Source organism: Ferrimonas sediminum (genome assembly GCF_900100175.1).
Taxonomy (GTDB): domain Bacteria; phylum Pseudomonadota; class Gammaproteobacteria; order Enterobacterales; family Shewanellaceae; genus Ferrimonas; species Ferrimonas sediminum.
The window spans coordinates 21,617-46,835 of record NZ_FNEM01000021.1; the positions used below are offsets into that span (position 1 = coordinate 21,617).

Annotated in this window: 30 protein-coding genes; 19 read left to right on the forward strand and 11 right to left on the reverse strand. The window is 59.4% G+C overall.

Annotated elements, in window-relative coordinates; translation table 11 throughout:
• Position 1: 1 nt before the first annotated feature.
• The 8 genes from BLT77_RS17665 to BLT77_RS17700 all read right to left on the reverse strand — a co-directional run bounded on the left by BLT77_RS17665 (position 2) and on the right by BLT77_RS17700 (position 6,767).
• Positions 2-529, reverse strand: coding sequence for an NUDIX hydrolase (locus tag BLT77_RS17665; RefSeq protein ID WP_090367877.1), 528 nt, complete (start codon positions 527-529; stop codon positions 2-4).
• 99 nt (positions 530-628) lie between these two features.
• The gene (gene flhA / locus BLT77_RS17670) at positions 629-2,716 is read right to left on the reverse strand and encodes a flagellar biosynthesis protein FlhA (protein ID WP_090367879.1); all 2,088 of its coding nucleotides are present in this window, start codon (positions 2,714-2,716) and stop codon (positions 629-631) included.
• Positions 2,717-2,726: 10 nt separating this feature from the next.
• Positions 2,727-3,860, reverse strand: coding sequence for an EscU/YscU/HrcU family type III secretion system export apparatus switch protein (locus BLT77_RS17675; RefSeq protein ID WP_090367881.1), 1,134 nt, complete (start codon positions 3,858-3,860; stop codon positions 2,727-2,729).
• Entirely contained in the window at positions 3,857-4,636 is a 780-nt protein-coding gene (fliR, locus tag BLT77_RS17680; RefSeq protein WP_090367883.1) for a flagellar biosynthetic protein FliR, read from the reverse strand. Before fliR ends, BLT77_RS17675 begins: the two co-directional genes overlap by 4 nt.
• A 2-nt stretch (positions 4,637-4,638) precedes the next feature.
• A complete protein-coding gene (locus BLT77_RS17685) occupies positions 4,639-4,908 on the reverse strand; it encodes a flagellar biosynthetic protein FliQ (protein ID WP_028114929.1) in 270 nt (89 codons plus the stop codon).
• A 3-nt stretch (positions 4,909-4,911) separates the two neighbouring features.
• Entirely contained in the window at positions 4,912-5,640 is a 729-nt protein-coding gene (gene fliP, locus BLT77_RS17690) for a flagellar type III secretion system pore protein FliP (RefSeq protein WP_090367885.1), read from the reverse strand.
• A gap of 1 nt (position 5,641) precedes the next feature.
• Entirely contained in the window at positions 5,642-5,998 is a 357-nt protein-coding gene (locus BLT77_RS17695; protein ID WP_028114931.1) for a FliM/FliN family flagellar motor switch protein, read from the reverse strand.
• A gap of 1 nt (position 5,999) precedes the next feature.
• Positions 6,000-6,767 carry a FliM/FliN family flagellar motor switch protein gene (locus BLT77_RS17700; RefSeq protein WP_176819375.1) on the reverse strand — a complete coding sequence of 256 codons (768 nt, stop codon included), beginning with the start codon at positions 6,765-6,767 and terminating at the stop codon, positions 6,000-6,002.
• A gap of 490 nt (positions 6,768-7,257) precedes the next feature.
• Between BLT77_RS17700 and BLT77_RS17705 the strand changes: the two genes are divergently transcribed.
• The 8 genes from BLT77_RS17705 to BLT77_RS17740 are packed head-to-tail and all read left to right on the forward strand — an operon-like array spanning position 7,258 to position 14,961.
• Positions 7,258-8,199, forward strand: a complete 942-nt coding sequence (locus tag BLT77_RS17705; RefSeq protein WP_090367889.1) for a MotY family protein — start codon at positions 7,258-7,260, stop codon at positions 8,197-8,199.
• Positions 8,196-9,500, forward strand: a complete 1,305-nt coding sequence (locus BLT77_RS17710) for a sigma-54 interaction domain-containing protein (RefSeq protein ID WP_090367892.1) — start codon at positions 8,196-8,198, stop codon at positions 9,498-9,500. Before BLT77_RS17705 ends, BLT77_RS17710 begins: the two co-directional genes overlap by 4 nt.
• A gap of 17 nt (positions 9,501-9,517) precedes the next feature.
• Complete coding sequence (gene fliE, locus BLT77_RS17715; protein ID WP_218126951.1) at positions 9,518-9,841, forward strand: flagellar hook-basal body complex protein FliE; 324 nt, start codon at positions 9,518-9,520, stop codon at positions 9,839-9,841.
• Positions 9,842-9,850: 9 nt separating this feature from the next.
• Positions 9,851-11,497: a flagellar basal-body MS-ring/collar protein FliF gene (gene fliF / locus BLT77_RS17720; protein WP_090367894.1), complete on the forward strand. Its 1,647-nt coding sequence runs from the start codon at positions 9,851-9,853 to the stop codon at positions 11,495-11,497.
• A 19-nt stretch (positions 11,498-11,516) separates the two neighbouring features.
• Positions 11,517-12,503 (forward strand): flagellar motor switch protein FliG, encoded by a 987-nt coding sequence (locus BLT77_RS17725; protein ID WP_090367964.1) that lies wholly within the window; start codon positions 11,517-11,519, stop codon positions 12,501-12,503.
• A complete protein-coding gene (fliH, locus tag BLT77_RS17730; protein WP_090367896.1) occupies positions 12,503-13,210 on the forward strand; it encodes a flagellar assembly protein FliH in 708 nt (235 codons plus the stop codon). The genes BLT77_RS17725 and fliH overlap by 1 nt, the downstream gene beginning before the upstream one ends.
• Positions 13,194-14,516, forward strand: a complete 1,323-nt coding sequence (locus BLT77_RS17735; protein ID WP_090367965.1) for a FliI/YscN family ATPase — start codon at positions 13,194-13,196, stop codon at positions 14,514-14,516. Before fliH ends, BLT77_RS17735 begins: the two co-directional genes overlap by 17 nt.
• Positions 14,509-14,961 carry a flagellar FliJ family protein gene (locus tag BLT77_RS17740; protein WP_090367898.1) on the forward strand — a complete coding sequence of 151 codons (453 nt, stop codon included), beginning with the start codon at positions 14,509-14,511 and terminating at the stop codon, positions 14,959-14,961. The genes BLT77_RS17735 and BLT77_RS17740 overlap by 8 nt, the downstream gene beginning before the upstream one ends.
• On the opposite strand, the gene BLT77_RS17745 is transcribed toward BLT77_RS17740, so the two are convergent.
• The 3 genes from BLT77_RS17745 to flgA are packed head-to-tail and all read right to left on the reverse strand — an operon-like array spanning position 14,906 to position 16,436.
• On the reverse strand, positions 14,906-15,352 hold the full coding sequence (locus BLT77_RS17745; RefSeq protein ID WP_090367900.1) for a flagellar protein FlgN: 447 nt from the start codon (positions 15,350-15,352) through the stop codon (positions 14,906-14,908). The genes BLT77_RS17740 and BLT77_RS17745 overlap by 56 nt on opposite strands.
• Positions 15,349-15,675 (reverse strand): flagellar biosynthesis anti-sigma factor FlgM, encoded by a 327-nt coding sequence (flgM, locus tag BLT77_RS17750; protein WP_281241985.1) that lies wholly within the window; start codon positions 15,673-15,675, stop codon positions 15,349-15,351. Before flgM ends, BLT77_RS17745 begins: the two co-directional genes overlap by 4 nt.
• A gap of 14 nt (positions 15,676-15,689) precedes the next feature.
• Positions 15,690-16,436, reverse strand: coding sequence for a flagellar basal body P-ring formation chaperone FlgA (gene flgA, locus BLT77_RS17755; RefSeq protein WP_090367904.1), 747 nt, complete (start codon positions 16,434-16,436; stop codon positions 15,690-15,692).
• A 95-nt stretch (positions 16,437-16,531) separates the two neighbouring features.
• Between flgA and BLT77_RS17760 the strand changes: the two genes are divergently transcribed.
• From BLT77_RS17760 to flgL, 11 genes are read left to right on the forward strand one after another with little or no spacing between them, the layout of a single operon-like run.
• Positions 16,532-16,882, forward strand: a complete 351-nt coding sequence (locus BLT77_RS17760) for a flagellar basal body protein (protein WP_028114943.1) — start codon at positions 16,532-16,534, stop codon at positions 16,880-16,882.
• Positions 16,883-16,884: 2 nt separating this feature from the next.
• Complete coding sequence (flgC, locus tag BLT77_RS17765; protein WP_090367905.1) at positions 16,885-17,307, forward strand: flagellar basal body rod protein FlgC; 423 nt, start codon at positions 16,885-16,887, stop codon at positions 17,305-17,307.
• Entirely contained in the window at positions 17,307-17,996 is a 690-nt protein-coding gene (locus BLT77_RS17770) for a flagellar hook assembly protein FlgD (RefSeq protein ID WP_090367907.1), read from the forward strand. The genes flgC and BLT77_RS17770 overlap by 1 nt, the downstream gene beginning before the upstream one ends.
• A gap of 13 nt (positions 17,997-18,009) precedes the next feature.
• A complete protein-coding gene (gene flgE / locus BLT77_RS17775) occupies positions 18,010-19,212 on the forward strand; it encodes a flagellar hook protein FlgE (RefSeq protein WP_090367909.1) in 1,203 nt (400 codons plus the stop codon).
• A gap of 7 nt (positions 19,213-19,219) precedes the next feature.
• Complete coding sequence (locus BLT77_RS17780) at positions 19,220-19,936, forward strand: flagellar basal body rod protein FlgF (protein ID WP_090367911.1); 717 nt, start codon at positions 19,220-19,222, stop codon at positions 19,934-19,936.
• Positions 19,937-19,946: 10 nt separating this feature from the next.
• Positions 19,947-20,732, forward strand: a complete 786-nt coding sequence (flgG, locus tag BLT77_RS17785; protein ID WP_028114948.1) for a flagellar basal-body rod protein FlgG — start codon at positions 19,947-19,949, stop codon at positions 20,730-20,732.
• Between the two features lie 10 nt (positions 20,733-20,742).
• A complete protein-coding gene (gene flgH / locus BLT77_RS17790) occupies positions 20,743-21,411 on the forward strand; it encodes a flagellar basal body L-ring protein FlgH (protein WP_028114949.1) in 669 nt (222 codons plus the stop codon).
• 32 nt (positions 21,412-21,443) lie between these two features.
• Positions 21,444-22,520: a flagellar basal body P-ring protein FlgI gene (locus BLT77_RS17795; RefSeq protein ID WP_245709991.1), complete on the forward strand. Its 1,077-nt coding sequence runs from the start codon at positions 21,444-21,446 to the stop codon at positions 22,518-22,520.
• Positions 22,520-22,924: a rod-binding protein gene (locus BLT77_RS17800; protein ID WP_090367915.1), complete on the forward strand. Its 405-nt coding sequence runs from the start codon at positions 22,520-22,522 to the stop codon at positions 22,922-22,924. Before BLT77_RS17795 ends, BLT77_RS17800 begins: the two co-directional genes overlap by 1 nt.
• Entirely contained in the window at positions 22,921-24,291 is a 1,371-nt protein-coding gene (gene flgK / locus BLT77_RS17805) for a flagellar hook-associated protein FlgK (RefSeq protein ID WP_090367917.1), read from the forward strand. Before BLT77_RS17800 ends, flgK begins: the two co-directional genes overlap by 4 nt.
• Positions 24,292-24,300: 9 nt before the next feature.
• Entirely contained in the window at positions 24,301-25,218 is a 918-nt protein-coding gene (gene flgL / locus BLT77_RS17810; RefSeq protein WP_090367919.1) for a flagellar hook-associated protein FlgL, read from the forward strand.
• Position 25,219: the final 1 nt, after the last annotated feature.

The window sequence follows — 25,219 nt, forward strand, 5'->3', positions numbered from 1 at the left end:
GTCAGGCAACCCGGTTATCCAGGTTGCCGGCGGCGATGTACTCCAGCAGCCAGGTTTCCCGGGCGATGGACATCCCCTGTTTGTCGCTGCTGGCCATCACCCGATGATTGTGGTTGATGGCGTCGTCAAGGTTGACCCACATCGGCTTCATGCCATTGGCCTGTTCGTAGTGTTCCAGACGGGTGGGCCCCAGCTGCCTGTCGGCGCGGCATTCAAAGCAGTGGGACAGCATACGCATGTTGTCGTAGTCCTTTTTGTACCAGGGGCGCAGCTCCTCAAAGGTGCCGATGCTGCCGAGAATGGCGATATTGGTGGCGCCGGTTTCCTCTTCCACCTCCCGAATCAGGGCAATGTCCAGCGCTTCGCCTTCATCCACGCCGCCGCCGGGCAGGCTGTAGTCGTCGTAGCGCTCGGTGTACAGCAGCAGAATCTGGTCCTGCTGGCGAATGATCGCCCGCACCGCGGTGCGCAGGAATTCGCTGCCGTTGTCGATGGCGTCGGGGTGAAGGGTGCGGTGAAGAAGCTGCATGGGGTATCCGGGTCCTGAAACGAGAGCGGCGATTGTACGGAATCTGAGGCAGGGTTGCCAGAGCGTCGGCGCCCGCAGGCGCCGACCGGGGGCGAGTGGTTACTGACCGGAGAGCTGGGCGGCGATCTCCAGTTCGCGGTTTTCCGGAATCTCGTTGTAGGAGAGCACCGTCAGGCCGCGGGCAAAGGCCAGGGCATAGCGACCCAGCAACGGCCGCAGCTGAGGCGCCACCAACAGCAGTGGCGGCTGGCCGTTGTGGCGGGCCGCCGCCAGTTGCTCCGGCATCGCCTGCTGCAGTTTGGCCAATACCTGCGGATCCACCGGGAAGCTGTCCAGTGACACCTGGCCGGCCTGTTGGGCCTGGTTGAGGGCGCCAAGCAGCACCTGCTCCAGCTCCGGTGCCAGGGTAATGACGTTGAGGCGGGTGGCGTCGCCGGCGATCTGGTGCACCAGGTTGTGCTTGATGGCGCAGCGAACATCGGCGGCCAGCAACACCGGGTCCTTGGTGGCGTCGCTGCTCTCGAGCAGGGTGGTGCCGATGGTGCGGATGTCCTTGAGTGACACCTGCTCCCGCAGCAGCAGCCGGAAAGTTTTCAGTTGCTGCACCGGGGTCAGGGCGGTGGACAGGGACTCGGCCAGCTTCGGCGCCTGGCTGGCCAGGCGTTCATTCAGGTGGGTGATGTCGTCATGCTGCAGCATCTCCGGCAGCGCCTCACGGATGATCTTGCTGGCGTGAGTGGCGATGATGGTGGCGTGATCCACCACCGAGTAGCCGAGGTTGAGGGCTCGGGCCTTGTCATTGGGCTCGATCCAGGTGGCGTCCATCTGATAGGCGGGATCTTTGGTGATCATCCCCTCGATGCTGCCGTACACCGGCCCACTCTGAATCGCCATCAGACGTTCGGGCTGAAGCTCTGACTGGGCCAGGGGGGTACCAAGGATGCTGATCTGGTAGCCGTTGGGTGGCAACGACAGGTTGTCCCGAACCCGCACCTCCGGCAGCAGGAATCCCGCCTGCTCCGACAGGGTGCGGCGAATCCCCGTTAGCCGCTTGATGAGCTCGGCACCTTTGCTGCGATCCACCAGGTGCACCAGCCGGTAGCCGACGCTCAGTTCGATGACGTCGGTGTAAGGCAGCGCTTCCCAGCTGGGTTGGCTGGGCTCGCTGATCACCTGATCCGCTTTCTCCTTGACCTCATCCAGTGGCGCGGCCGGTTCCAGCTGGGTCTGGCGAAACGCCACAAAGCCGATGACGGCGGCAAAGGAGAGAAACACCAGGGTGGGCATACCGGGCACCAGCCCCAGTATGGCCATCACCCCGGCGGCGGTGGCCAGCACCCTGGGCTGCGCCAGCAACTGCCTGGAGAGTTGCTTGGGCATCTCCTCGGCATCGGAAACCCGGGTGACGATGATGGCGGCGGCGGTGGCCAGCAGCAATGACGGGATCTGGGCCACCAGACCATCACCGATGGTCAGCAGGGCGTAGGTCTTAAAGGCCTCGGCCGCACTGAGATCGTACATGAAGATGCCGATGCAGATGCCGCCGATGATGTTGATGGCCAGAATCAGGATGCCGGCAATGGCATCGCCGCGGACAAACTTGGAGGCTCCGTCCATGGCGCCGTAGAAGTCGGCTTCTCTGGCGACCTCCTGACGGCGTTTGCGGGCCTGATCCTGAGTCAGGGTGCCGGCGTTGAGGTCGGCGTCGATGGCCATCTGTTTGCCGGGCAGGGCGTCCAGGGTAAAGCGGGCGGAGACCTCTGAGATCCGCTCTCCCCCCTTGGTGATCACCACGAAGTTGATGATCATCAGAATCAGGAACACCACCGCACCGACCACGTAGTTGCCGCCGATGACCACCTCACCAAAGGCCTGAATCACCTTACCGGCGGCGTCACCGCCCTGGTGGCCTTCAATCAGCACCACCCGGGTGGAGGCGACGTTGAGGGTCAGCCTCATCAGGGTGGCCAGCAGCAGCAGAGTCGGGAACACCGAAAACTCCAGCGGCCGTCGAATCGACACCGACACCAGCAGCACCAGGATGGCGAGGATGATGTTGAAAGTGAACATGATGTCCAGTAGCCAGGGTGGCAGCGGCAGGATCACCATTGCCAGAATGGCGAGCAGCATCAGCGGAATGCCGATAAAGCTCTGATTGTCTTTGAATGCCTGTAACAGCCGGTTCATCAATGGATCCTCAATCGTGACGCAGATGGTCGGGGATATGGAAGTGGGGCAGCGGTGCCGGCTTGGCCTGGGCACCTTTGCGGAATGCTTTCAGTTGCAGCACGTAGCTCAGTACGTGGGCGATGGCCTGATACAGGGGGGCCGGAATCTGCTGCTCAATCTGGGTGGAGTAGTAGATGGCCCGGGTCAGCGGCGGCAGTGATACCACCTCCAGATCGTACTTGGGCGCCAGTGAACGCATGTACAGCGCCACTTCGTCCATCCCCTTGGCCAGGACATAGGGGGCGTCGGCTTTGTCCGGCTCGTATTTGAGAGCCACCGCATAATGACTGGGGTTGATCAGCAGTACATCGGCCTTGGGCAGGGCGACTTCCGCCCGGCCACGGGCCATCTTCTGCTGCAGTTGGCGGATGCGCGCCTTGACCTCGGGTTTACCGTCTTGCTGTTTGTGCTCATCTTTGACCTCCTGCTTGCTCATTTTAAGTTTGCGGCGGTGGCTCCAGGCCTGGTACGGCAGATCGATGGCGCCCACCACGGCAACGGCACCGCCGAGCCAGTACAGGCCGGAAATCAGCGTCTGGGCGCCCCGTTCCAGCGCCAGTGGCAACGGCTGGCGTGCCAGCAGTGGCAGGGTTTCCCACACCTGGTTGAGGTACACCAACATGGTGAAGACCACCAGGGTGACCTTGAGTATGGACTTACCCAACTCCGCCAGGGAGTTCACCGAAAACAGCCGGCCAAATCCGGCGATCAGGCTGATGCGGCTGAGTTTAAAGCCGGCATTGCCCAGGTTGAGCAGCGGCCCTTCCGGCATGGCGGCGGCCACGGCGGTCAGCAGGTAGATGCCTGCCAGTACCGGTATCAGCATCTGCAGCAGCAGGACTACAGCCAGTCCAAGGTGCTGCAGCATCATGCCGGGTTGCCGAAGATCGGCAGCGGAGATGGCAAAGTTGTTGCTAGCGATGCTGAGCATATGCTGGCCCAGATGATCGCTGCTGGCGTCGAGAATGGCCGCCGATACCACCAGCAAAATGGCGCTGGAAAAATCTTTGGAGCGGGCCACCTGGCCCTGTTCGCGGGCCTTTTTAAGTCGGCTGGCCGTGGGTTGTTCGGTCTTGTCACCGGCGCCCTGCTGATCGCTCATGGGGTGCCTCCGACAAAAGTCAGCATCGCCTTAAGGGCATCGGTGGCCAGGGCACTGTACAGTTCCGGCAGGCCGCTGAACACCAGCAGCATGCACACCAATCCCATCATCATCGACATCGGAAAACCCAGGGCAAACACGTTCAAACTGGGGGCGGCACGGCTGAGTACACCAAAGGTCAGGTTAACCAGTAGCATGGCACAGACAGCCGGCAGCGCCAGTGCCAGCGCCGAGGCAAACATCCAGGCGAACCGCAGTGACAGTTCCTGCAGTGGCAGGCTGAAAATACCGCTGCCGACCGGCCATAACCGAAAGCTGTCTACCAGGATCCCCAGAGCCACCAGGTGGCCTTCCAGGGACAGGAACATCAGAATGGCGTACAGCAGCAGCCATTGGCTGATGATGGCCTGACTGGTGCCGTTGACCGGGTCGTTCATGATGGCCATGGACAGGCCCATCTGCATCGATACGATGCCTCCTAACATGGTCAGGACATGCACCAGCAGCATCAGCGGAAACGCCATCAACATGCCGGTCAGCACCTGTTCGGCGGCCACCAGAACCGCAGTCAGAGACAGGGCATCCAGCGCTGGAGGCGTGGGCACCATGGGGGCCATGACCACCGACAGCAGCAGCGCAAACAGAATCTTGGTGCGGGCATTGATGTGGGCGCTGGAGAACATCGGCAGCATCAGGAAGGCTCCCATGACGCGGCAAAACGGCCACCAGATGTGGCCCAGCAGACTGCCCAGTTCGGCACTGGTAAGACTCAGCATGCCTAGCCTATCAGGTAGGGGATATCATTGAACAAACGCTGAAACAGATCCGTTATCTGTTGCAGCAGCCAGTGTCCGGCATACAACACCATCAACAGGGTCATGATCAGCTTGGGTAAAAAGCTCAGGGTTTGTTCGTTTACCTGGGTGGCGGCCTGGAACACGGCGATGAGTACGCCCAGCCCCAGGCCGGGCAGAATCAGGACCGCCACCATGTTCACAACCAAGGCGATGGAGTCGGCAAAAAGGGTACTGAGAACCTGAGTATCCATGGGCTATCCGAAGCTGGCGGCCAGGGTGGATACGGTCATGGCCCAGCCATCCACCATAACGAACACCATCAATTTAAAAGGCAGAGAGATGATCAGTGGTGACAGCATCATCATCCCCATGGACATCAGCACACTGGCAACCACCAGATCGATCACCAGAAACGGCAGGAACAGCAGAAAGCCGATCTGAAACGCAGTCTTGAGTTCACTCAGTACAAAGGCTGGCATCAGTACCAGGAACGGCACCTCATCCGGAGTGAGATCCAGCGACTCGCCGGAGATTCTCAGCATCTGCTCCAGATCGGTTTCCCTGGTCTGGCTGAGCATAAAGGCGCGCAGGGGAACTTCGGCCCGTTGGGCGGCCTCCACCAGGGTAATGGCACCACTGTCGTAGGGCTGAACTGCATCGGTGTAGATGGTTTCTCCCACCGGACGCATAATAAACAGAGTCAGAATCAGGGCGATGCCCAACAGCACCTTGTTGGGGGGACTTTGTTGCAGCCCAAGCGCCTGGCGGAGCACCGCCAGCACAATGATGATGCGGGTGAAACTGGTGGCCATTAGCAACAGCGCCGGCAGCAGGCTGATGGCGGTCATCAGAGCCAGAATCTCCAGCTTGATGTTGATCGCCTGGCTCTGGCTGCCATCATCCAGTGTCAGCAGCGTCAGGCCTTCGGTGTGACCGATCATCGGCCACAGCAACAGCGCCAGCAGCGGCAGCCAACGGGTCATCTTAGCCGTCATGACTTCCTGCTAACTGGGTGTTTTCCACGTCAAGCAATCGCACTCCGTAGCGTCCGTTTACCTCAACCACTTCGCCCCGTCCCAGCAGGGCCCCGTTGACCCTCAGGTCAAGCGGTTCACCGACCATGCGATCCAGAGTAATGACGTCGCCTTCGCCCAGAGTCGTGAGCTCGCCCAGCGACATCTCGGCACTGGCCAGCTCCAGGGTGACCTGAACCGGCAGTTGCTGGAAAAAGCCCATGTCGCGCTTGGGGCGCGGCTGGGATTCCGGGGTCATCGGCTGAGGGCTGTCGTCAAGCAGATCATCCAATAGCAAATCTTCGTCGAGCAGGGTGTCTTCAACCACGTTAATACTCCTCTGGTTTGTGGGCGTCCTGGTTTAGCTTGGCTACCAACTTGCCTTCGTGGGCATGGACACTGGCGTAAAATTGGGGGCGGCCACCTATGGTGACCGGGCAGCGGGCGTGCATATGGATGGGCAGAATGTCGCCTTGAGACAAGGCGTTGAGCACATTTACTGGCACGGCTTGACGGGCCAGTTCTACCCGCGCCTTGACCGGAATCTGGGTCAGTCGTTGTTGAACCCGCTGCTTGAGGTCTTCCGGAACCTGGTGCTCAGACGGCTTCTCGGCCAAGGAGCCGAGCAGGGCGTCGGAAACGTACAGACGAATTGGTTCAAACGGGTGGCTGGAGGGCCAGCCAAATTGCCAGCACACCGGAGCCTGCAGTTCACTCAGGGTTGGAATGGTTTCCAGCTCCACCTGATTGAGGTTGAGCTTGGTTTTGGGCAGGGCTTCCAGCGCCGCGGTTACGATTCGGTGGGCCAGACGCAGCTCCGACTGGCTGATGGCGCGCATCGGGCTCACCAGTCGCTGACTCGAGCCGCCGTAGTAGCTGCTGGCCAGTTGATCCAGGGTGCAGCGATCGATGGATAACCAGGCCAGGGGCGTGCGCCCCAGCGACAGCACAAAATAGCCGGTGCCGAACGCAGGGTCAGCGGGGCTTTGTTCCAGGGTGATGTTGCTGGGCGTCGCCTGGCCCTGGCGCATAAGCGGTTTGAATATCTGCAATATGGCATCCAGCATCTGGCTGTGCCCCTGCTCGAGCTGACGCAAAAGGCGACTGCGAGCGAGTTTTTCCTGAACTAAAACAACGGGCCTGACCGACTGTTTTGAGGAAACAGGAAGAAGTTTTGCTTTGGCGGTTGTTTTCATCATTTCGCGTCTATTTTTTGAACTCGAATTTGTTTTATTAGCTGTTTTCCACGTCTGGCGGCAATTGAAGAACCAGAGTTTTTTGTGTCCAAAATTTGCTCCCTTCCTCTATATGCCTTCTTGGTGACTTTATTTGCCTGCTTTTTAGTTTCAGGATTTGACAATATTTCTTTTCCGTCAATAAACCGACTTTGTCAATATTCTGTTTGCCTAAACGACATTCAAACTAGCTTGGGGGCTAACCGTATCAGTACTTAGGGCTGGGTTCAATGGTGATTGGTTAATATTGTAATAAATTCAAAACTCCCCAATAAATTGAATTTTGCTTGTTGATTTTTACCCGGAATAAATACTAATCTTCAAGCCTAAAAATAAATGCCAAGTGTGTATCATGCCTGCTTTTTTAAATAATTTATTTTTGACGGTAGTCGTTTTTCCGTCACTTGCCTTTGCATCGGTGACTGAATATCAGACCGAGCTTGAACGAGCCAGTTGGAATTTTGACGGTGACAAATTTCAGTGTCGATTAATTCATGACGTCAGTGATTTTGGACAATTTATACTGTCTCAAAATGCGGGCGGTCCACTGACATTGCAGCTCAATTCTGACTGGTTACCATCTACGGGTATTGAGGCCAGTTTTCGCTTGCTGCAGCCACAATGGCAGAGCGCTGATGAACAAGCCGACCGCCGTTTTGGTGCCCGCTGGCAGTCTGGGCATGCCACCATGGTTCAGACTGCGGAGGGGTTTTTGCAGTCTCTGGAGCTGGGCTGGAACTGGCAGGCACAGTTGAGCGACGGCCAGGGGCAGCAATGGTGGGTCAATAGTGCCAATGTTCATGGCCAGCCCGCCAGCCTGGCGATGCGCCGCTGCCGAAAACAGCTGTTGCCGATGTCTTATGAGCAGGTGCGGCGCTTGCAGCTGAGCTATCCCAGCGGCAGTGTGGAAGCGGATGGCCAAATGGCCAGGTACATCGATGCGGCGGCACAGTACACCTTGGCAGACCCCCGCATTACCAAGGTATTGGTCGATGGCCACACCGATGACGAGGGCGACAGCCTGTCGAATCTGGTGCTCAGCCGCACCCGGGCTGACGAAATCGCCGCCCGCCTGGTGGCGGCCGGTGTACCGGCAGACAAGCTGGAGATTCGCGGTCACGGCGAACGTTTCCCTTTGGCCAGCAACGGCTCCAGAAACGGCCGGGCAACCAACCGCCGGGTGACCATCCGCCTGGTGATGAACAACGACGGCACTCCCATTTCAACGGATGACGAGCTGGATCTGAATGCCACGCTGCCAAAATCCCTCAACGGTCAGGTAACAGTAAAATGAGTGACTATTCCATTCGCGTTGTCGGTTGTGAGCTCGGCAGTCGTGACAAAAAGCAATTGGATCTGCAAGGGTTTTCATTGCTGGCAGAGGACTGTTCCCGGCCGGCCTGGCTGACATTGGTGGGGCTGACGGAGTGTGCTCCCGAGCAGGTGGCTGAACGTCTTGGGGCCGTCAGTGGCGAGATGAAAGTGGCCCTTGTGGAACCGGAACAGAGTGAACTGGCCAGTGCCGCCCTCAGTGCCGGCGCCCAGGACTACCTGCTGTTACCACTGGATGTGGAGCAGTTGCACCGATTGATCACCCGGTTGATTAGCATCGAGTCAAGCCGCCAGGAACTGGTGGCCGTCTCGGCGGCCAGCCGCCAACTGCTGATGCTGGCCCATCGGGCGTCGGCCACTGAGGCCAGTGTACTGCTCAGCGGTGAAAGCGGCACAGGCAAGGAGCAGTTGGCACGTTACATTCATCGCCACTCCAGTCGCGCCGACAAGCCGTTCATTGCGGTGAACTGCGCGGCGATACCGGAGTCGATGCTGGAGTCGGTGTTGTTTGGACACAGCAAGGGGGCCTTTACCGGCGCCCATGCGGATAAGGCTGGCAAGTTCGAGCTGGCAAACGGCGGTACCCTGCTGCTGGATGAGATTGGCGAGATGCCACTGATGCTGCAGGCCAAGTTGTTGCGGGTGCTGCAGGAGCGTGAAGTGGAGCGTCTGGGTTGCCACCGGAGCGTAACGCTGGATATTCGTATTATCGCCGCCAGTAACAAGGACCTGCGCAAGGCCGTCAATGAAAGCCAGTTTCGGGAGGACCTGTTTTACCGCCTGGATGTGCTGCCATTAGCGCTTCCGCCGCTGCGGGAACGCAAAGATGACATTTTGCCGTTGGCAGAGCACCTGTTGCTGCGGCATCAGAACCTGGCTGGCAGCGATCGCTGCTATTTCAGCGAGTCGGCACGGGCGGCATTGCTGGCCCACGACTGGCCGGGCAATGTCCGTGAGCTGGATAACTGCGTGCAGCGGGCGCTGGTGATGCGTCGGGGCTGTTCGTTGCAAGCCTTGGAGCTGGGATTGCCTCAGCAGGCGTTGACGGCGGTCGCCAGTGCCGGGACCGGCCTGAAAGCCTCTAAGCAGCAGGCGGAGTTTCAATTCATTATCGATACCCTGAAGCGTTTTGGTGGCCATCGAAGCCGCAGTGCCGAAACCCTGGGGATGACCACCCGGGCCCTGCGCTACAAGATGGCGCAGATGCGGGAAGCAGGCATTGACGTCGATGCCATTTTAAAAAGCGCTGATTGCGCTGCCTAACCAGAGAATCAGTGAAGATGATGACAATAACAGAGCAATCGATGCTGTCGACCATGGTGGCGGCCAAGGAGCGGGCGGCGGGTGAGATTCGCCCCAATCCGGATCAGGGCCCCCATCGGGCCGGCAGTTTTTCCGAGCTGATGTCGGAAAAAGTGGAAGCGATCAATGAGGCCCAGAATGTGGCTTCGGCACGCACCGCTGCGGTGGAGGCCGGAGACAGCGACGATCTGGTGGGTGCCATGGTCGCGTCTCAAAAAGCCAGTTTGTCGTTCAGCGCCATGGTTCAGGTGAGAAATCGCCTGGTTCAGGCGCTGGATGAAATCATGAAGATGCCGATGTAGGGATAACAGATGTCAACGGTAATTACTCAAAATCCCGATGCGTCGGTAACCTCCCCCTGGGATGGATTAAAAGGCAGCTGGCAGAAACTGAGCCAGTCAAGTGGTGGTGAGAAGCAAGTCATTGTTGTCTCAATATTAGCGGTGATGGCGGCGATGGTGATCGTAATGGTGCTGTGGAGTTCCAGCACCAGCTACCGTCCTCTGTACGGCAATCAGGAGGGGTTCGACAGCGCCCAGATCATCGAGATTCTCGAGGCTGACGGGGTGAACTACCAGATCTCACCCACCACCGGACAGATTCTGGTGGAATCCGGCAAGGTCGGTGCGGTGCGGATGCTGCTGGCAGCAAAAGGGGTCAAGGCCCGGCTGCCGTCCGGCCTGGATGACATCAACAGTGACATCACCAGCAGCCAGTTTATGGAACAGGCCCGCTATCGCCATGGCCTGGAGGGGGAGTTGTCCCGTACCATCATGGCGCTGGATGCGGTTCGAGTGGCCCGGGTACACCTGGCTATCCCCAAGCGTACCCTGTTTATCCGTAAGCAGGACGCACAGGCTTCGGCCTCGGTGATGATCGATTTGGAGCCGGGCCAGAACCTGACCCCTGCCCAGGTGACCGCGGTGGTCAACCTGGTGGCGGGCAGCGTCGCAGGTCTGGATGCCGCCCGGGTGCAGTTGGTAAACCAGTTTGGCGAGTTGCTCAGCGGCAATGATGCCGCTGGCAATGGCATCAATGGTCTGAGCGATCTGCAGGTGCAATACACCCAGAGTCTGGAGCAACAGCTGATCGGCCGCGCCGAAGCGATGCTGCTGCCGGTTCTGGGGCCGTCCCAATTCCGGGTTCAGGTCGCCGCCAAGGTGAACTTTGACCAGGTGGAGGAGACCGAGGAGAGTGTCGATCCCACCGCAGTGATTCGGGAAGAGAAGACCAGCAGCATGCAGAACAGTGGCTCGATGGCGCTGGGCATTCCCGGTGCCCTGTCCAACCAGCCGCCTCAGCCGGACGGACAGGAGAAACAGAACCAGTCTACCAATCTGACCGAGGAGGCCAGCCGCAGTTTCGATGTCGGCCGTTCGGTTCGCCACACCAAGTATCAGCAGGCGCAGCTGCAGCAGCTGTCGGTATCGGTACTGGTGAACGAAGAGGTGGCCAACGGCAGTCAGTGGCAGCAGGCCCAGCTGCAACAGATGGGGCAGATGGTCAAAGATGCCATCGGCTTCGATCAGGTTCGCGGCGACAGTTTTTCGTTGACGGTGTTCCCGTTTGCGGTGGTGACTGCCACCCCGGTGGAGCCTATGCCCTGGTGGCAGATGCCCGAGTATCAGCAGTACCTGCGCTACATTCTGGGTGCCTTGGTGGCGCTGTGCCTGATCTTCTTCGTATTGCGACCTTTGGTCAGCCACCTGATCAGGGTAGAGAAGATGCCGGCCTATGTGCCTCCGGTGGTGGATGAACCACTGCCTGAGCTGGAGCCGCCGGTGGAGCAGAAAGAAGATCAGAAAGGGTTGGCCAGTGCCATTGTGGCGTTGGGCCTGCCAGAGCCTGGCTCGCCGCTGACGGTGCAGCTGGAACACCTGGGCCTGTTGGCCAATGAAGAGCCAGCCCGAGTGGCGGAAGTGATCGGCAAGTGGATCGGAGCAGACAAACGTGACTAGAGCCTCGAATCAAGACCAGCTGGATAGCATTGAGCAGGCGGCCATGCTGTTGCTGAGCATGGGGGAAGAGGGCGCGGCCAAGGTGCTGGCCCACCTGGATCGGGCCGATGTGCAGCGCCTGAGCCATAAGATGGCGCGGCTGAGCAACATCTCCCAGGATCAGGCCGGCGGTGTGCTGAGCCGGTTCTTCGATGAATACCGTGGCCAGTCCGGCATTGCCCGGGCATCCAGAGGGTATCTGCAACGGACCCTGGACATTGCCCTGGGCGATCGGGTGGCCAAGGGCCTGATCGATAACATCTACGGCGACGAAATCCAGACATTGGTGCGTCGGTTGGAGTGGGTGGATGCCAAGCTGCTGGCCAACGAAATCACCCACGAGCACAGTCAGCTGCAGGCGGTATTGCTGGGGCTGCTGCCGGCGGAGAATGCCTCATTGGTGCTGCAGCACCTGCCCAGCCACTGTCATGACGAAGTGTTGCTGCGCATTGCTGCCCTGGGAGAGCTGGATCGGGATGTGGTGGAGGAGTTGCGTCAACTGGTGGAGCGCTGTGTGGCCATCGCCATGGAGAAGAGCCACACCCAGGTCGCCGGAGTCAAGCAGGTGGCCGATATCCTTAACCGCTATGAGGGCGATCGTGAACAGCTGATGTCGGTGTTGCGCCTGCATGACAACCGTCTGGCTACCCAGGTGGAAGACAACATGTTTGACTACATCATTCTGGGTCGCCAGAAAGATGAAACGCTGCAGAGGCTGCTGGCGGAAGTGGCGCCGGAAACCCTGGCGCTGTCCCTGAAAGGGGTTGATAGCAACTTGAAAAAAGCGATTCTCAAGGCGTTGCCAAAGCGAATGTCCTCCTCCATTGAGGTTCAGGTCGAGGCCATCGGGCCGGTGGCACTGAGCCGGGCCGACCAGGCCAGATTTGAGGTAATGGAGAAAGCCAAGGCGATGATGGAAGCCAAAGAGCTTGAGTTGCAACTGTTTGAAGAACCGGTGGTGGAGTAATGAGTCAGAATCGCTGGAGTATGAATTCGTCCCGGGCGCGGCTGTTTCACTTCCCGCCGTTGGCGTCGCAAGCCGCCAGCCAGGGTGAGGAAGAGGGTCAGTACGGCAGCTTTCAGCAGGCGATGGACCAGGGTTACCAGGAGGGGCTGGAACAGGGCCGCCAGAGTGGTTACCAGGAGGGCCTGGAGCAGGGGCGTCAGGCTGGTGAAAAAGCCGGTTTTGCTCAGGGTGAGCAAAATGGCCTGGCCGCTGCACGCCAGTCGATGGACACGCAACTGAATCAGCTGCTGACGCCCATGACGGCTCTGCAGGAGCTGCTCAGAGAGGGGCACGAACAGCAACTGAATAGCCAGCAGGAGTTGATTCTGGAGCTGGTGAAGCGAGTGGCTGAGCAGGTGGTTCGCTGCGAGCTGACCCTGCATCCGCAACAGATCCTGAGCCTGATCGAAGAGACTCTGGACGCCCTGCCCGATGGCCGTGAAGATCCGACCATTGTGCTGGAGCCATCGGTGGTGGCGACCCTGAATGAGTTGGCCGCCGACAAGGTGGCCAACTGGAAGCTGCAGCCGGATGCGACGCTGGCGATGGGCGACGTCAAGGTGATCACCGATCAGTGTGAAGCTGACGCCTCCACTCAAAGCCGGCTTGACGCCTGCATGGAGCAGGTGGGCAAGCATCTGGTGGATGATCATGGCGCGGGTGCTTAATTTCAGCATCCACCCCAAGGTGCCGGTGGCCACCATTTACGGCCGCCTGGTTCGAGTCAACGGATTGATGCTGGAAGCGGTCGGTTGCCAACTGGGCACCGGTGATCGCTGCCTGCTGTCCTGCCGTGATGGAAGCGAGGTGGAAGCGGAGGTGGTGGGCTTTGAAGGTGCCACCTTGCTGCTGATGCCGATTCATGCCACCCGGGGCCTGATGCCCGGGGCCCGGGTTCGCCCTTTGCCCTCTGCGGCGCAGATCCCCGTCGGTGCCGGCCTGCTGGGCCGGGTGCTCGATGGCAATGGCCGCCCCATCGACAACCAGGGACCACTGACGGCCTGCCATTGGCAGGCGGCCCACCTGAATGTGCCTAACCCGCTGCTGCGAAAGCCCATCGATGGTCAGTTGGATGTAGGGGTGCGAGCCCTCAATACCCTGTTACCCATTGGTAAAGGCCAGCGACTGGGGCTGTTTGCCGGCTCCGGTGTCGGTAAGAGTGTGCTGCTTGGCATGATGACCAAGTACACCCGTGCCGACGTGGTGGTGGTGGGGCTGATCGGCGAGCGGGGGCGGGAGGTGCGGGAGTTCCTCGATCATGCCCTTGGCGAGGCGGGGCGCCGCCGCGCCATCGTCATTGCGGCGCCGGCGGACACCACGCCGCTGATGCGCCTCAGGGCGGCCCGGTTGTGCCATCAGATCGCCACCGGCTTTCGGGACCAGGGCAAAGACGTATTGCTGCTGATGGACTCGTTGACCCGCTATGCTCAGGCACAGCGGGAGATCGGGCTGAGCCTGGGGGAGCCGCCGGCGACCCGGGGTTACCCGCCGTCGGCGTTTTCGACCCTGCCATCCCTGGTTGAGATGGCGGGCAACAGCGACCACCCCCAGGGCAGCCTGAGCGCCCTGTATACGGTGTTGGCCGAAGGGGACGACCAGCAAGATCCCATTGCCGATGCGGCCCGGGCCATTCTCGATGGCCACATCGTGCTCAGTCGCACCCTGGCGGAGCAGGGACACTTTCCGGCCATCGACATCAATGCGTCGGCCAGCCGGGTGGCGGACCAACTGCACAGCCAGGAGCAACTGCAGCGGGCCCAGCGCGTAAGACGGCTGCTGGGGCGCTACCAGGAGGTGCGGGAGTTGCTGCCTCTGGGGGGCTACCAGCCCGGCCAGGATGCTGAACTGGACATGGCAGTGCGCCACTATCCACAGCTGTCCCAGTACCTGCAGCAGGACCGGTCACAGCCGGTGGACCTACAGCAATCAGAGAGCCAGTTGATGGCGCTGTTATCGGAGATCGAGCATGGTTGATGCCAAAATCAAACGGCTGAAAGAGCGTCATGAGCAGCAGATGGCACAGTTGGGGCAGCAGCGCCAGCGCAATCAACATCGACTGGAGCAGCTGCAGCGGCGTCAGCACTCTCTTAACCAGGCGTTGGAGCGGGCCCAGTCTGAGACCGCCGGAGCCAGTCCCATGAGCTGGCAGAACCGCTCGTACTGGCAGGGACAGCTGATCCCGGCTCAGGGAAAGGTGCAGCGGGAGCAGCAACTGGCTCAGCAAGAGCTCAACCGGGTCGGAAAGCTGTGGCAGAACGCCTTGTCAAAGCGTCAGGGGCTGGCCTGGTTGGAGCAACACAGGTTGCAACAACACCAGGCGGGGGAGCGGCGTGCCGAACAACGGCAGCAGGATGAGAGCGGCCTTAGGGCCGGGTTGCGCCATAGTCGTTCTGGCGAGCGGCCTCGGCGTCAGGATTGACCAATCGGTTCAGGGTGCGCTGTTGGCCACTGAGCAGTCGTCCATTGGCGTCATTTTCGGCTTTGCAATGCACCACCAGTTGCTGCAGTTGCTGCCATATCAACGACACCTTCTTGCCTGACTCGCCCGGAATTGCCGCCAACAACCGGTTCATGCCTTTGTCGTCTTCGGGTAGCCCCAATGACTGCAGGATGCTGCTGCGGGTGCGGGCGTTGGCCGTGAGGGACTGGCACAGCTTATCCTGGCGGGGATTGTGCTGTTCCAGTCCGTCTATATCACGGCGTTGCATCAGTTCACGCTGAAACTTCAGCAGGCTTTTCAGCTGCTGGTAGCCTTTTACATCCAGTTGAATGCCTTTGACGAGCTGTCGGACCTGATCGGCTTTATTCACAGCTTGGGTCCATGCTCTTCCAGCATCGCTTCGGCAATCCGGTCGAGATCGATGGGGTAGCCTTCTGTTGCCAGCTCCGCTTGCAGCTGGGCAATCTTGTTGTAATCGATGCTGTCCATCTCGTCCAGCTCTTTGCTGGCCTGGTTCAGCTGTTGCCACTCCTGACTGACGGTCTGGGACTGGTTTTCGGTCTGGTGCTTGCTGACCGGCGCCTCATTGGGCTTAGTGTCTGACGGTTGTACTGCACTTAATTGGGGAGTTAATGGGCTGATTTCCATGGGACTCTCTCGTTCAATGGGTCTTATGCCTGTTAATAGCGACACAGAGTGAGCATAACTTAAAAATTTGTTTTCACCCTGCCTGGCGCCACCACGTAAGCGGACACTTGCTTACCTGAGCTGAGATTGCGCACGCGAATGGCCTCACCCTGACTGCCCTCGGCCAGGGCAACACCTTTGGTGGTGGCGACGAAGCTGCCATCGGTGGCTTCGATGATTACCTCCTGACCTTTCTCTACCCACAACGGCGACTGCAGCTGACCGGCCCTGATCGGATCGCCGGCGCGAATGCTGCGCTTGGGGCGCAGACCATCGATGGCGTCCAGCGTCATCAGCGTGGCCCGATCCCGCTGCCGGAACTGGTGTTGTTGCCAGGTCAGCTGGTTGGCACTGATGGGTTGGTCGGCCACCAGTTTCTGCCGCGCCACCGGAACGGAGGCGGTCATCACGACTTTGGCTCTGACAAACAGTGACCAGGCCGGAGTCGGGCAGCTGACCTGTCGCTGCTGTTGCCCTCCCGGAAAGCCATTGGCATTACCGTCAACCGCCAGTTCGCGGTCGCAGGGAGACAATCGTTTAACCCCTCTGGGCAGTACCACGGTGATTGAGGTGGGCAGCCAGCGTCCCGGTTGGTCGCGTTGCCAACGCTGCACCTGTTGGTGAAGCTGTTGCTCTACTGCGGCGGCGATCTGCTCGCCGGCACCGGCAGGCGTTGCCTGGGCCGGAAGGGCGGCGATAAGCGGAAGTGCCGCTATCAGCAGGGGACGGAATAGGGAAATCCCGCTTCCGTTTCTGGCCTTGCTCAATGGCTAACCTTATGTATTTGAAGGGTTATTAATTATGGCATGACTTTTGTAAGGTGTCTGCCATCGGTTGTACACACACGTTACTAGGAGTTGCCATGGCTATCAACCTTGAATCAGCACTTGGTCTGCATGCCCAGGGGCTGGACTTAAGGGTGGAGCGCACCAAGATATTGGCCGCCAACCTGGCCAATGCCGAGACCCCGGGCTATCAGGCCGTGGATATCGATTTTGCTGCCGCCATGCAGCGTTACCAGAGCAGTGGTGAGGTTCAACGCAATTACCAGATGGGCTATCGGGTACCGCACCAGATGTCCGCCGACGGCAATACCGTTGAGTTAGACCAGGAACAGGCGCGGTTTGCGGCCAACAGCATGGATTTCCAGACCAGCCTGACGTTTCTGAATATGAAGATAAATGGCATCCGTACTGCCATTGAGGGTCAGTAACCATGTCGTTTAATCAGATCTATGACATTGCCGGCAGTTCGCTGGCGGCGCAAAGCCTGCGCTTGAATACCGTGGCCAGTAACCTGGCCAACGCCGATTCCGCTGCCGCGTCGGCGGATCAGGCCTATCGGGCGGTAAAACCCGTGTTCCGGGCGGTCTACGAGCAGGTGAACCAGGCCGGCCAGGTTCCCGGCGCCAGTGTCGAGGTGGCAGCGGTAGTCAATACCGACGCGCCGGTGGAGATGCGTTACGAGCCCAACCACCCCTATGCGGATGATAAGGGCTTTGTGGCTTATTCCAATGTCAATCCGGTGGCGGAGATGGCGGACATGATGGCGGCTACACAGAGCTTCGAAGCCAGCGTCAATGTGATGAACCGGGCCCGCTCCATGCAGCAGGGCCTGCTTCAACTTGGGAGTAAATGATGAGCGTTAATGCGGTATCCGGTGCCAATGGCACCAGCGGCAACAATCAGGTTGCCCCCCAGGGCAACTCCGGTGCGGATCTCAAGAATGAGTTCATGACCCTGATGATCGCCCAGATTGAGAATCAGGATCCGACCGATCCCCTGGACGCCAACGAGTACGTGGCTCAGCTGGCCCAGTTTTCTCAGGTAGAAAGCCTGGAGTACATCCGTGAAAACCAGTCCACCCAGATGACCATGATGGAGAATTCCGCCATCGTGCAATCGGCATCGCTGCTGGGCAAAGACGCCATGGTTAAAGCCTCGGACTTTACCCTGGGCAGTGAGCCCATCGACGGCAAGATCTACCTGGAGAACAACGTCGACAACCTGCAGGTCGAGGTATTGGATGAGCGGGGAGAGGTGGTGGCCACGGTGGAGCTGGGGGCCCAGGGCAAAGGGGACATCGGTTTCAGCATCGACCCCGAGGCGCTGGGACTGACACCGGGTGAGTACAGCCTCAACACCAAGGCGACCGCCGGAGACGCCAACCTGAGTGTCAACACCTTCTTGTCGGCACCCATAGAAAAGATCCATTTTGCCAGCGCATCAGGAATGATGATGGCGGAGATGGGCAACGGCCTGGGTACGGTTTCCGTACTCGAAATCAGCGAAGTAAGCGCTAACGACAGCCTGTCGGCGCAACAATAATCCTGAGGAAATTATGTCTTATAACATCGCCATGAGCGGCCTGCGTTCCACCAACCAGGAGCTCTCCACCATCAGTAATAACATCGCCAACGCCTCGACGGCGGGATTCCGGGGCGCCCGGGCTGAGTTTGCCGCAGTCTACAACGGCGGCCAGGCCGGAGGTGTGGCCATGACCGGCGCCAGCCAGAACTTCTCCCTCGGCGGGTCGATGACCTACACCGGACGTGAGCTGGATCTGGGGATTCAGGGCAACGGCTTTTTTATGGTGAATGGCAGCGACGGTTCTACCCTGTACAGCCGCGCCGGCATGTTCAATCAGGATGCCGAAGGCTACGTGGTCGACCCCTATGGCAATAAGCTGCAGGGGTATCCTGTCGGCCCCACCGGTGATGTGATGACCGGTAACGTCGGTGACATCCAGGTGCAGGCAGGTTCGATTCCGGCCCAGGCGACCACCAACATCAATATGACCGCCAACCTGGATGCCCGGGTGACCGCCATTGACCCGGTGGCCAAGCCGTTTGATTCCGCCGATGTCAGCACCTACCACTCCTCCAATACCGTGTCTGTGTACGACTCCCAGGGTAACGAGCACGCGCTGACCCAGTACTACGTCAAGACCGCCGATAACACCTGGAATGTCCATTACTCGCTGGATGGCACCACCCTGCCGGATGTGAATAACGTCAGCTTCGATACCGACGGCAACATGACCGGTGGTGCCATCGATAACCTGACCATTACCGGGGCGACCCTGGGCACCGGAGCCAGCGACATGACGTTGGCACTGGAGTGGAAACACACCACCCAGTACGGCTCCGATTACAACACCTCCAGCATCGACCAGAACGGCAACACCTCCGGCGAGCTGGTCGGAGTCCGGGTGGACGAAGATGGCTTCCTGTATGGCACCTACACCAATGGTGAAGAGAAGTTGCAGGGGCAGGTGGTGCTGGCGAGCTTTACCAACCCCAATGGCCTGGAAGCGGTCAACAACACCTCCTGGACCGCCAATCAGGCCGCCGGCGCTCCGGCAGTCGGTGCACCGGGCAGCGGCACCCTGGGCAGTGTTTCCTCCGGTTACATTGAGGGCTCAAACGTCGATCTGACCGCCGAGATGGTCAACCTGATGACCGCTCAGCGTAACTACCAGTCCAACGCCAAGGTACTGACGGCGGCGGATACCATGAACCAGTCTCTGCTTAATGCCATCTAGGTGACCCATGGATAAGTTGCTCTATACCGCTGCCAGCGGTGCCGACCGGGTGATGGCGGCCCAAGCCCTACGGGCCAACAACCTGTCTAACGTGGACACCGCCGGTTTCCGCGCCGATCTGGAGCGGGTTCAGGCGCTGGCGGTCTCCGATACCCGGGTGATGTCGCAGCTGGGTAGCGCCGGCATCAGTGAGAAGGGCGGAAAGCTGGCCCCCACCGGACGCACCCTGGATCTGGCGGTGGTGGAGAACGGCTTGTTCGTGGTGCAGACCGGCGACGGCGAAGCCTATACCCGCGCCGGCCACATGGTGCTGGATGACAACGGCCAGATGATGCTCGAAGGGCGGGTGGTGGCCGGTGTGGATGGCCCCATCGTGGTGCCGGAGTACAAGGAGTTGTTTGTGGGTGATGACGGCATGGTCAGCATCACTCCCGCCGAGGGCGGACTGATTGAAGAGATTGGTCAGATAAAACTGGTGGACGCGCCGCTGGCCGACATGGTTAAAGGCCTGGACGGTCTATTGAGAACCGCCGATGGTGTGCCGCTGCAGGCCGATGGTCAGGTGCGGCTGGTCAGTGGCTTCCTGGAAGGCAGTAACGTCGACGCCGTTCGTGAGTTAGTTGCGTCCATGGATCTCAGCCGCCAGTTTGAAGTTCAGATTAAGTTAATGAAAAGCGCAGAGACCCTGGCCAAGTCCGGGAATCGCCTGTTAGCTAACGTATAAGGGAAATACCATGAGCTCTGCTTTGTGGATCAGTAAAACCGGCCTGACGGCCCAAGACACCAAGATGACGGCCATTGCCAACAACCTGGCCAACGTCAACACCACGGGCTTTAAGCGTGACCGGGTGGCGTTCAATGACCTGTTTTATCAGGTGCAGCGACAGCCCGGTGGCCAGATTGATGAGCTGAACGACCTGCCATCAGGCCTGCAGCTGGGTACCGGTGTACGGGTGGCGGGCACCCAGAAGGTGTTCACCACCGGTGCCATGGTCACCACCGAACAGCAGCTGGATATGGCCATCGAAGGCCAGGGTTTTTTCCAGGTGGAGCTGCCGACCGGCGATCTGGCATATACCCGTGATGGCCAGTTCTATCGTAATGCCGACGGCATGATGGTGACCGCCGGTGGCCTGCCGATGGTGCCGCAGATCACCATTCCCGAAGAAGCGCTGACGGTCACCATTGGAACCGACGGCCGGGTCACGGCCCAGATTGCCGGTCAGGCAGAAGGGGAAGAGCTGGGGCAGATTACCCTGGTGAACTTCATCAACGCCGCCGGTCTGGAAGCCATGGGCGACAACCTCTATAGCGAAACCGGTGCCTCAGGTGTGGCGGTCGAAGGCGTGGCTGGTGAGCAGGGCATGGGTACCCTGCGCCAGGGGGCGCTGGAGGGTGCCAACGTCAATGTGGTGGAGGAGATGGTAGAGATGATCTCGACTCAGCGGGCGTACGAGATGAACGCCAAGGTGCTGACCGCATCCGATGAAATGATGCAGTTCCTGAATCAGACCGTATAAGGAGTTGGCCGTGAGAGTTTGGATTGCCGTATTGTTGCTGACCCTGCTTGGGGGCTGTGCGTCTCACTTTCCTGAGGCGGAGCCTCAGCCCAATGCGAAGGAGTGGGCACCGCCCACCATCGATTACAGCCTGCCGAACGCAGAGAATGGCAGCTTGTACCGTCCGGGGTACATGCTGACCCTGTTCAAGGACAAGCGTGCCTACCGTGAGGGCGACATCCTGACCGTGAACCTGGATGAGCGCACACAAGCCAGTAAAAAGGCCGACACCTCCACCAGCAAGAGCACCAACCTCAAGGCCAACGGCGAGGCGGCGTTTGGCAGTGGTGACAGTTACTCCGGCAGTGGTGCCATGGGAACCGGCCATGAATACAGCGGCAACGGCAGCTCCAGTCAGCAAAACCAGCTGACCGGTTCGATTACGGTGACGGTGGCTAAGGTGATGCCCAACGGGGTGTTGCTGATTCGCGGTGAAAAGTGGCTGCGCCTGAACCAGGGCGACGAGTATCTGCGCCTGGTGGGACTGATCCGTACCGACGATATCGACACCCAAAATAACCTGTCATCACAGCGAATTGCCGATGCCCGCATCATCTATGGCGGCAAGGGTGCCATCGCAGACAGCAATGCCATGGGCTGGGCGGCGCGTTACTTCAACAGTCCCTGGTTTCCAATGTAGGACCCGCTATGCGAATCTTTTTAACCCTGATAATGATGCTGGCCCTGCCGGTATCGGCTGAGCTGCAAACCCGGCAGATGATGGATCTGGTGGACGTCCAGGGGATCCGGGACAACCAACTGGTGGGTTACGGTTTGGTGGTGGGCTTAACCGGCACCGGCGACAAGAGTCAGGTGAAGTTCACCAGTCAGTCGGTGGTTAACATGCTTAAGCAGTTCGGGGTTCAGTTGGACAGCAATTCCAACCCCAAGTTGAAAAACGTGGCTGCGGTGGCGATCCACGCCACGATTCCTCCCCTGGCCAGCCCGGGTCAGCAACTGGATGTCACCGTGTCCTCCATCGGCGATGCCAAAAGCCTGCGCGGCGGCACCCTGTTGCTGACGCCCCTGAAAGGGGTCGATGGCGAGGTGTACGCGGTCGCCCAGGGTAACCTGGTGGTTGGCGGGATCTCCGCCGAGGGCCGTAATGGAACCTCGGTGACGGTGAACGTACCGACCGTCGGCACCATTCCCAACGGCGCCTTGTTGGAACAATCGATTCCCAGCACCTTTGGCGCCAACAGTGACATCGTCCTCAACCTGAAACGACAGAGCTTCAAGACCGCCCGCAACGTCGAGCGGGCCATTAACGATACCTTTGGTCCGGACGTGGCCCGGGCCCAGAGTAACGCCAAGGTGCTGGTGCATGCCCCTCAGGATCTGCGTCAGCGGGTGACCTTCATGTCGATGCTGGAGGAGCTGGAGGTTCAGCCGGGACGTCGTCCGGCCCGGGTGGTGTTTAACAGCCGCACCGGAACCGTGGTGATGGGGGCCGACGTCAAGGTGCACAAGGCGGCGGTCAGCCATGGTCATCTGACCGTGGCCATTACCGAGCAGCCCGTCGTCAGCCAGCCCGGCGCCTTTGCCGGTGGCCAGACTACGGTGACCAGCAACAGCAGCATCGACATCAGCCAGGAACAAAAACCGATGTTCGTCTGGCCGGAGGGCACCTCACTGGAGACCATCGTTAAGGCGGTCAACTCCCTCGGCGCCGCGCCGGCGGATCTGATGGCCATTTTGCAGGCGCTGGATGAAGCCGGTGCCCTGGACGCTGAACTGGTGGTGATGTAATGGAAGTGATGGCAACTCAAGGCTACCTGGGGCGGCTGGATGCCAGCCAGATCGTGGCCCAACACGGTCAGCAGGGTGCAATTCGAGCCGTGAGCGAGCAGTTTGAAGCCCAGTTTCTGCAGACCGTGCTCAAGCACATGCGAGCGGCCTCCGATGCCCTGGCCGATGAAGACAGCCCGCTGTCGTCTCAGAATGATGGGGTCTACCGGGATCTGTACGATGGCGAGTTGGCGCTGTCTCTGAGTGGCAAGGCCAATACTGGCCTGGTGGAGGCGCTCACCCGGCAATTGGGCGGGCAATTAAAGTCGCAGCCAGACGAGGTCGCTGTATCACAGCAGCAACCCACAACCGCTGCCATGCAGCAAGCGGTGATACTCCCATTTGTGGCTAAGGAACCCCGATGAGTAACATGATCAATATCGGCCTGTCCGGTCTGCTGGCCAGTCAGTCTGCGTTATCGGTCACCTCCAATAACATTGCCAATGCCAATGTGGCCGGCTATTCGCGCCAGCAGGCGATGTTGGCCACCGTCTCTGGTGGTGCCTACGGCAGCGGGGTGGCCGTCACCGGAGTGCGGCGCATTGCCGATCAGTATTTGGTGGATCAGGTCTGGTCAAATGCCAGTAACGCCGAGTTTCATGCGGTGCAGAAAAGCTACTTTGGCCAGGTGGAGCAGATTTTCGGTTCGGAAGGGTCGGACATCTCAGCCGGCCTGGATCAGCTGTACGCGGCGCTGAATGCCAACCTGCTGGCACCCGACGACATCGCCACCCGTCAGGCCGCCCTGAATGAGGCAGAAGGACTGGCACTGAGATTTAATGCCATTAATGACGGCGTACAGAGCCAGTTCGATCAGATTGAAAGCCAGCTGGGGGCCTCGGTGACCGAGGCGAATGTGTACCTGCAACAGATTGCCCGCCTCAATAGTGAAGTGAAGTCCCATGGTGGGGTGGAAACGGCGCCGCCGGAGCTGCTCGATGAGCGCGATAACGTCATCGCCGAGCTGTCAAAGTTGATGGACGTGAGCGTGTCCGAGAACAAAGACGGCACCCTGAATGTGGCGCTGTCTCAGGGGCAGCCGCTGGTGGTGGGAGCGGTGGCTGCCGAGCTGTCGTTGACCCCGGATCCGGCCACCCCCGAATTTGGCTTGTTGTCCCTGAGCTTTGGTGATAACCGGTTTTCTCTGGATGAGGGCATCGAAGGCAGCATGGGATCGCTGCTGGACTACCGTGATAACAGCCTGAAAGACTCCAAAGCGTTCATCGATGAACTGGCTCAGCAGATTGCCGATGAGATGAATACGGTATTGATGGCCGGTACGGATCTCAATGGCAATCCGCCGACACAGGATCTGTTCAGTTACGATCCGGCCAACCCCGCCGGCACTCTGAAGGTGACCGACGGATTCACTGCAGACAAACTGGCTTTTGCCAAGGATGGCACTCCCGGTGACAACAGTAATCTTCAGGATCTGATCGATTTGGCCAATAAGCCGCTGACCTTCGTTTCCCTTGGACTGGAAAGCACTATGGGAGATGCCTTTGCCTCCAAGATGGGGCAGTTGGGCTCATCCAGCCAGCAGGCCAGGCTGAATGCCGACTCTTCGGAGCAATCCCTGATTCGTGCCCAGAGTGACTGGGCAGGTGTCAGCGGCGTGAATACCGACGAAGAGGGAGCGAACCTGATTTTGTATCAGCAGGCGTACCAGTCGAATGCCAAGGTGATCTCCACCGCCGATCAATTGTTCCAAACCGTACTGCAAGCGTTTTAAGGAGCGGGAATGCGCGTCTCTAATCAACAGCTGTATCTGAACAACATGTACAGCATGCAAAACAACTCCAACAATCTGGGCGAGCTGTTGCAAAAAATGGCCTATGGCAAGAGTATTCTCAAGCCATCGGACGACCCCATTGGTGCGGTCCAGGTGATGACGGTAGCGCGGGATCAGGCGGCCACCAGCCAGTACGTCGATAACATCGGCGCCCTGTCGGACAGCCTGGATCGCAGTGAAAGCTACCTGACCAGCATGATCGACGTTCAGAATCGAATGCGGGAGATCATTACTGCCACCGGTAACGGCTCGCTGTCCAATGAAGACCGCCAGGCTTACGCCGATGAGTTGACCGAACTGCAGGAAGCCATGGTGGACATGGCCAATGCCAAGGATGACAAAGGCAACTACATCTTCTCCGGTAACCTGACTGATACTGCGCCGGTAACCAAGGATGGTTCAGGTAACTACGTCTACAGCGGCGACAGCAACACTCGGGAGGTCCAGGTGTCGGACTCGACCTGGATCACCGCCAACAGCAGTGGCGATGAGCTGTTTTTCAACAACGCCAGTGACGATATTTTCAACGCTCTGAATGATTACATTGCGGTACTGGAAGACCCCTCCCTGGCCCCGGGGAACCCGGCTTTTGATGCTCAGCAGTCTGGAATGATGTCTACCCTGGATGACACTCTGACCAGCGTCAGCGGCGTGGTCACCAGCATCGGTGGCCGCCAGAACAGCCTGGAGCTGATTCAGTCCTCCCACACCGACATGATGCTGTTTAACGAGCAGTTGATGGGAGAGGTGTCGGGCCTGGATTACGCCGAGGCCCAAACCGAATATGAAAACTCCCTGGTGGCGATGAAAATTGCCCAACAGAGTTATGTGAAGATTGCGCAACTGTCTCTGTTCAACGAGATGTAAG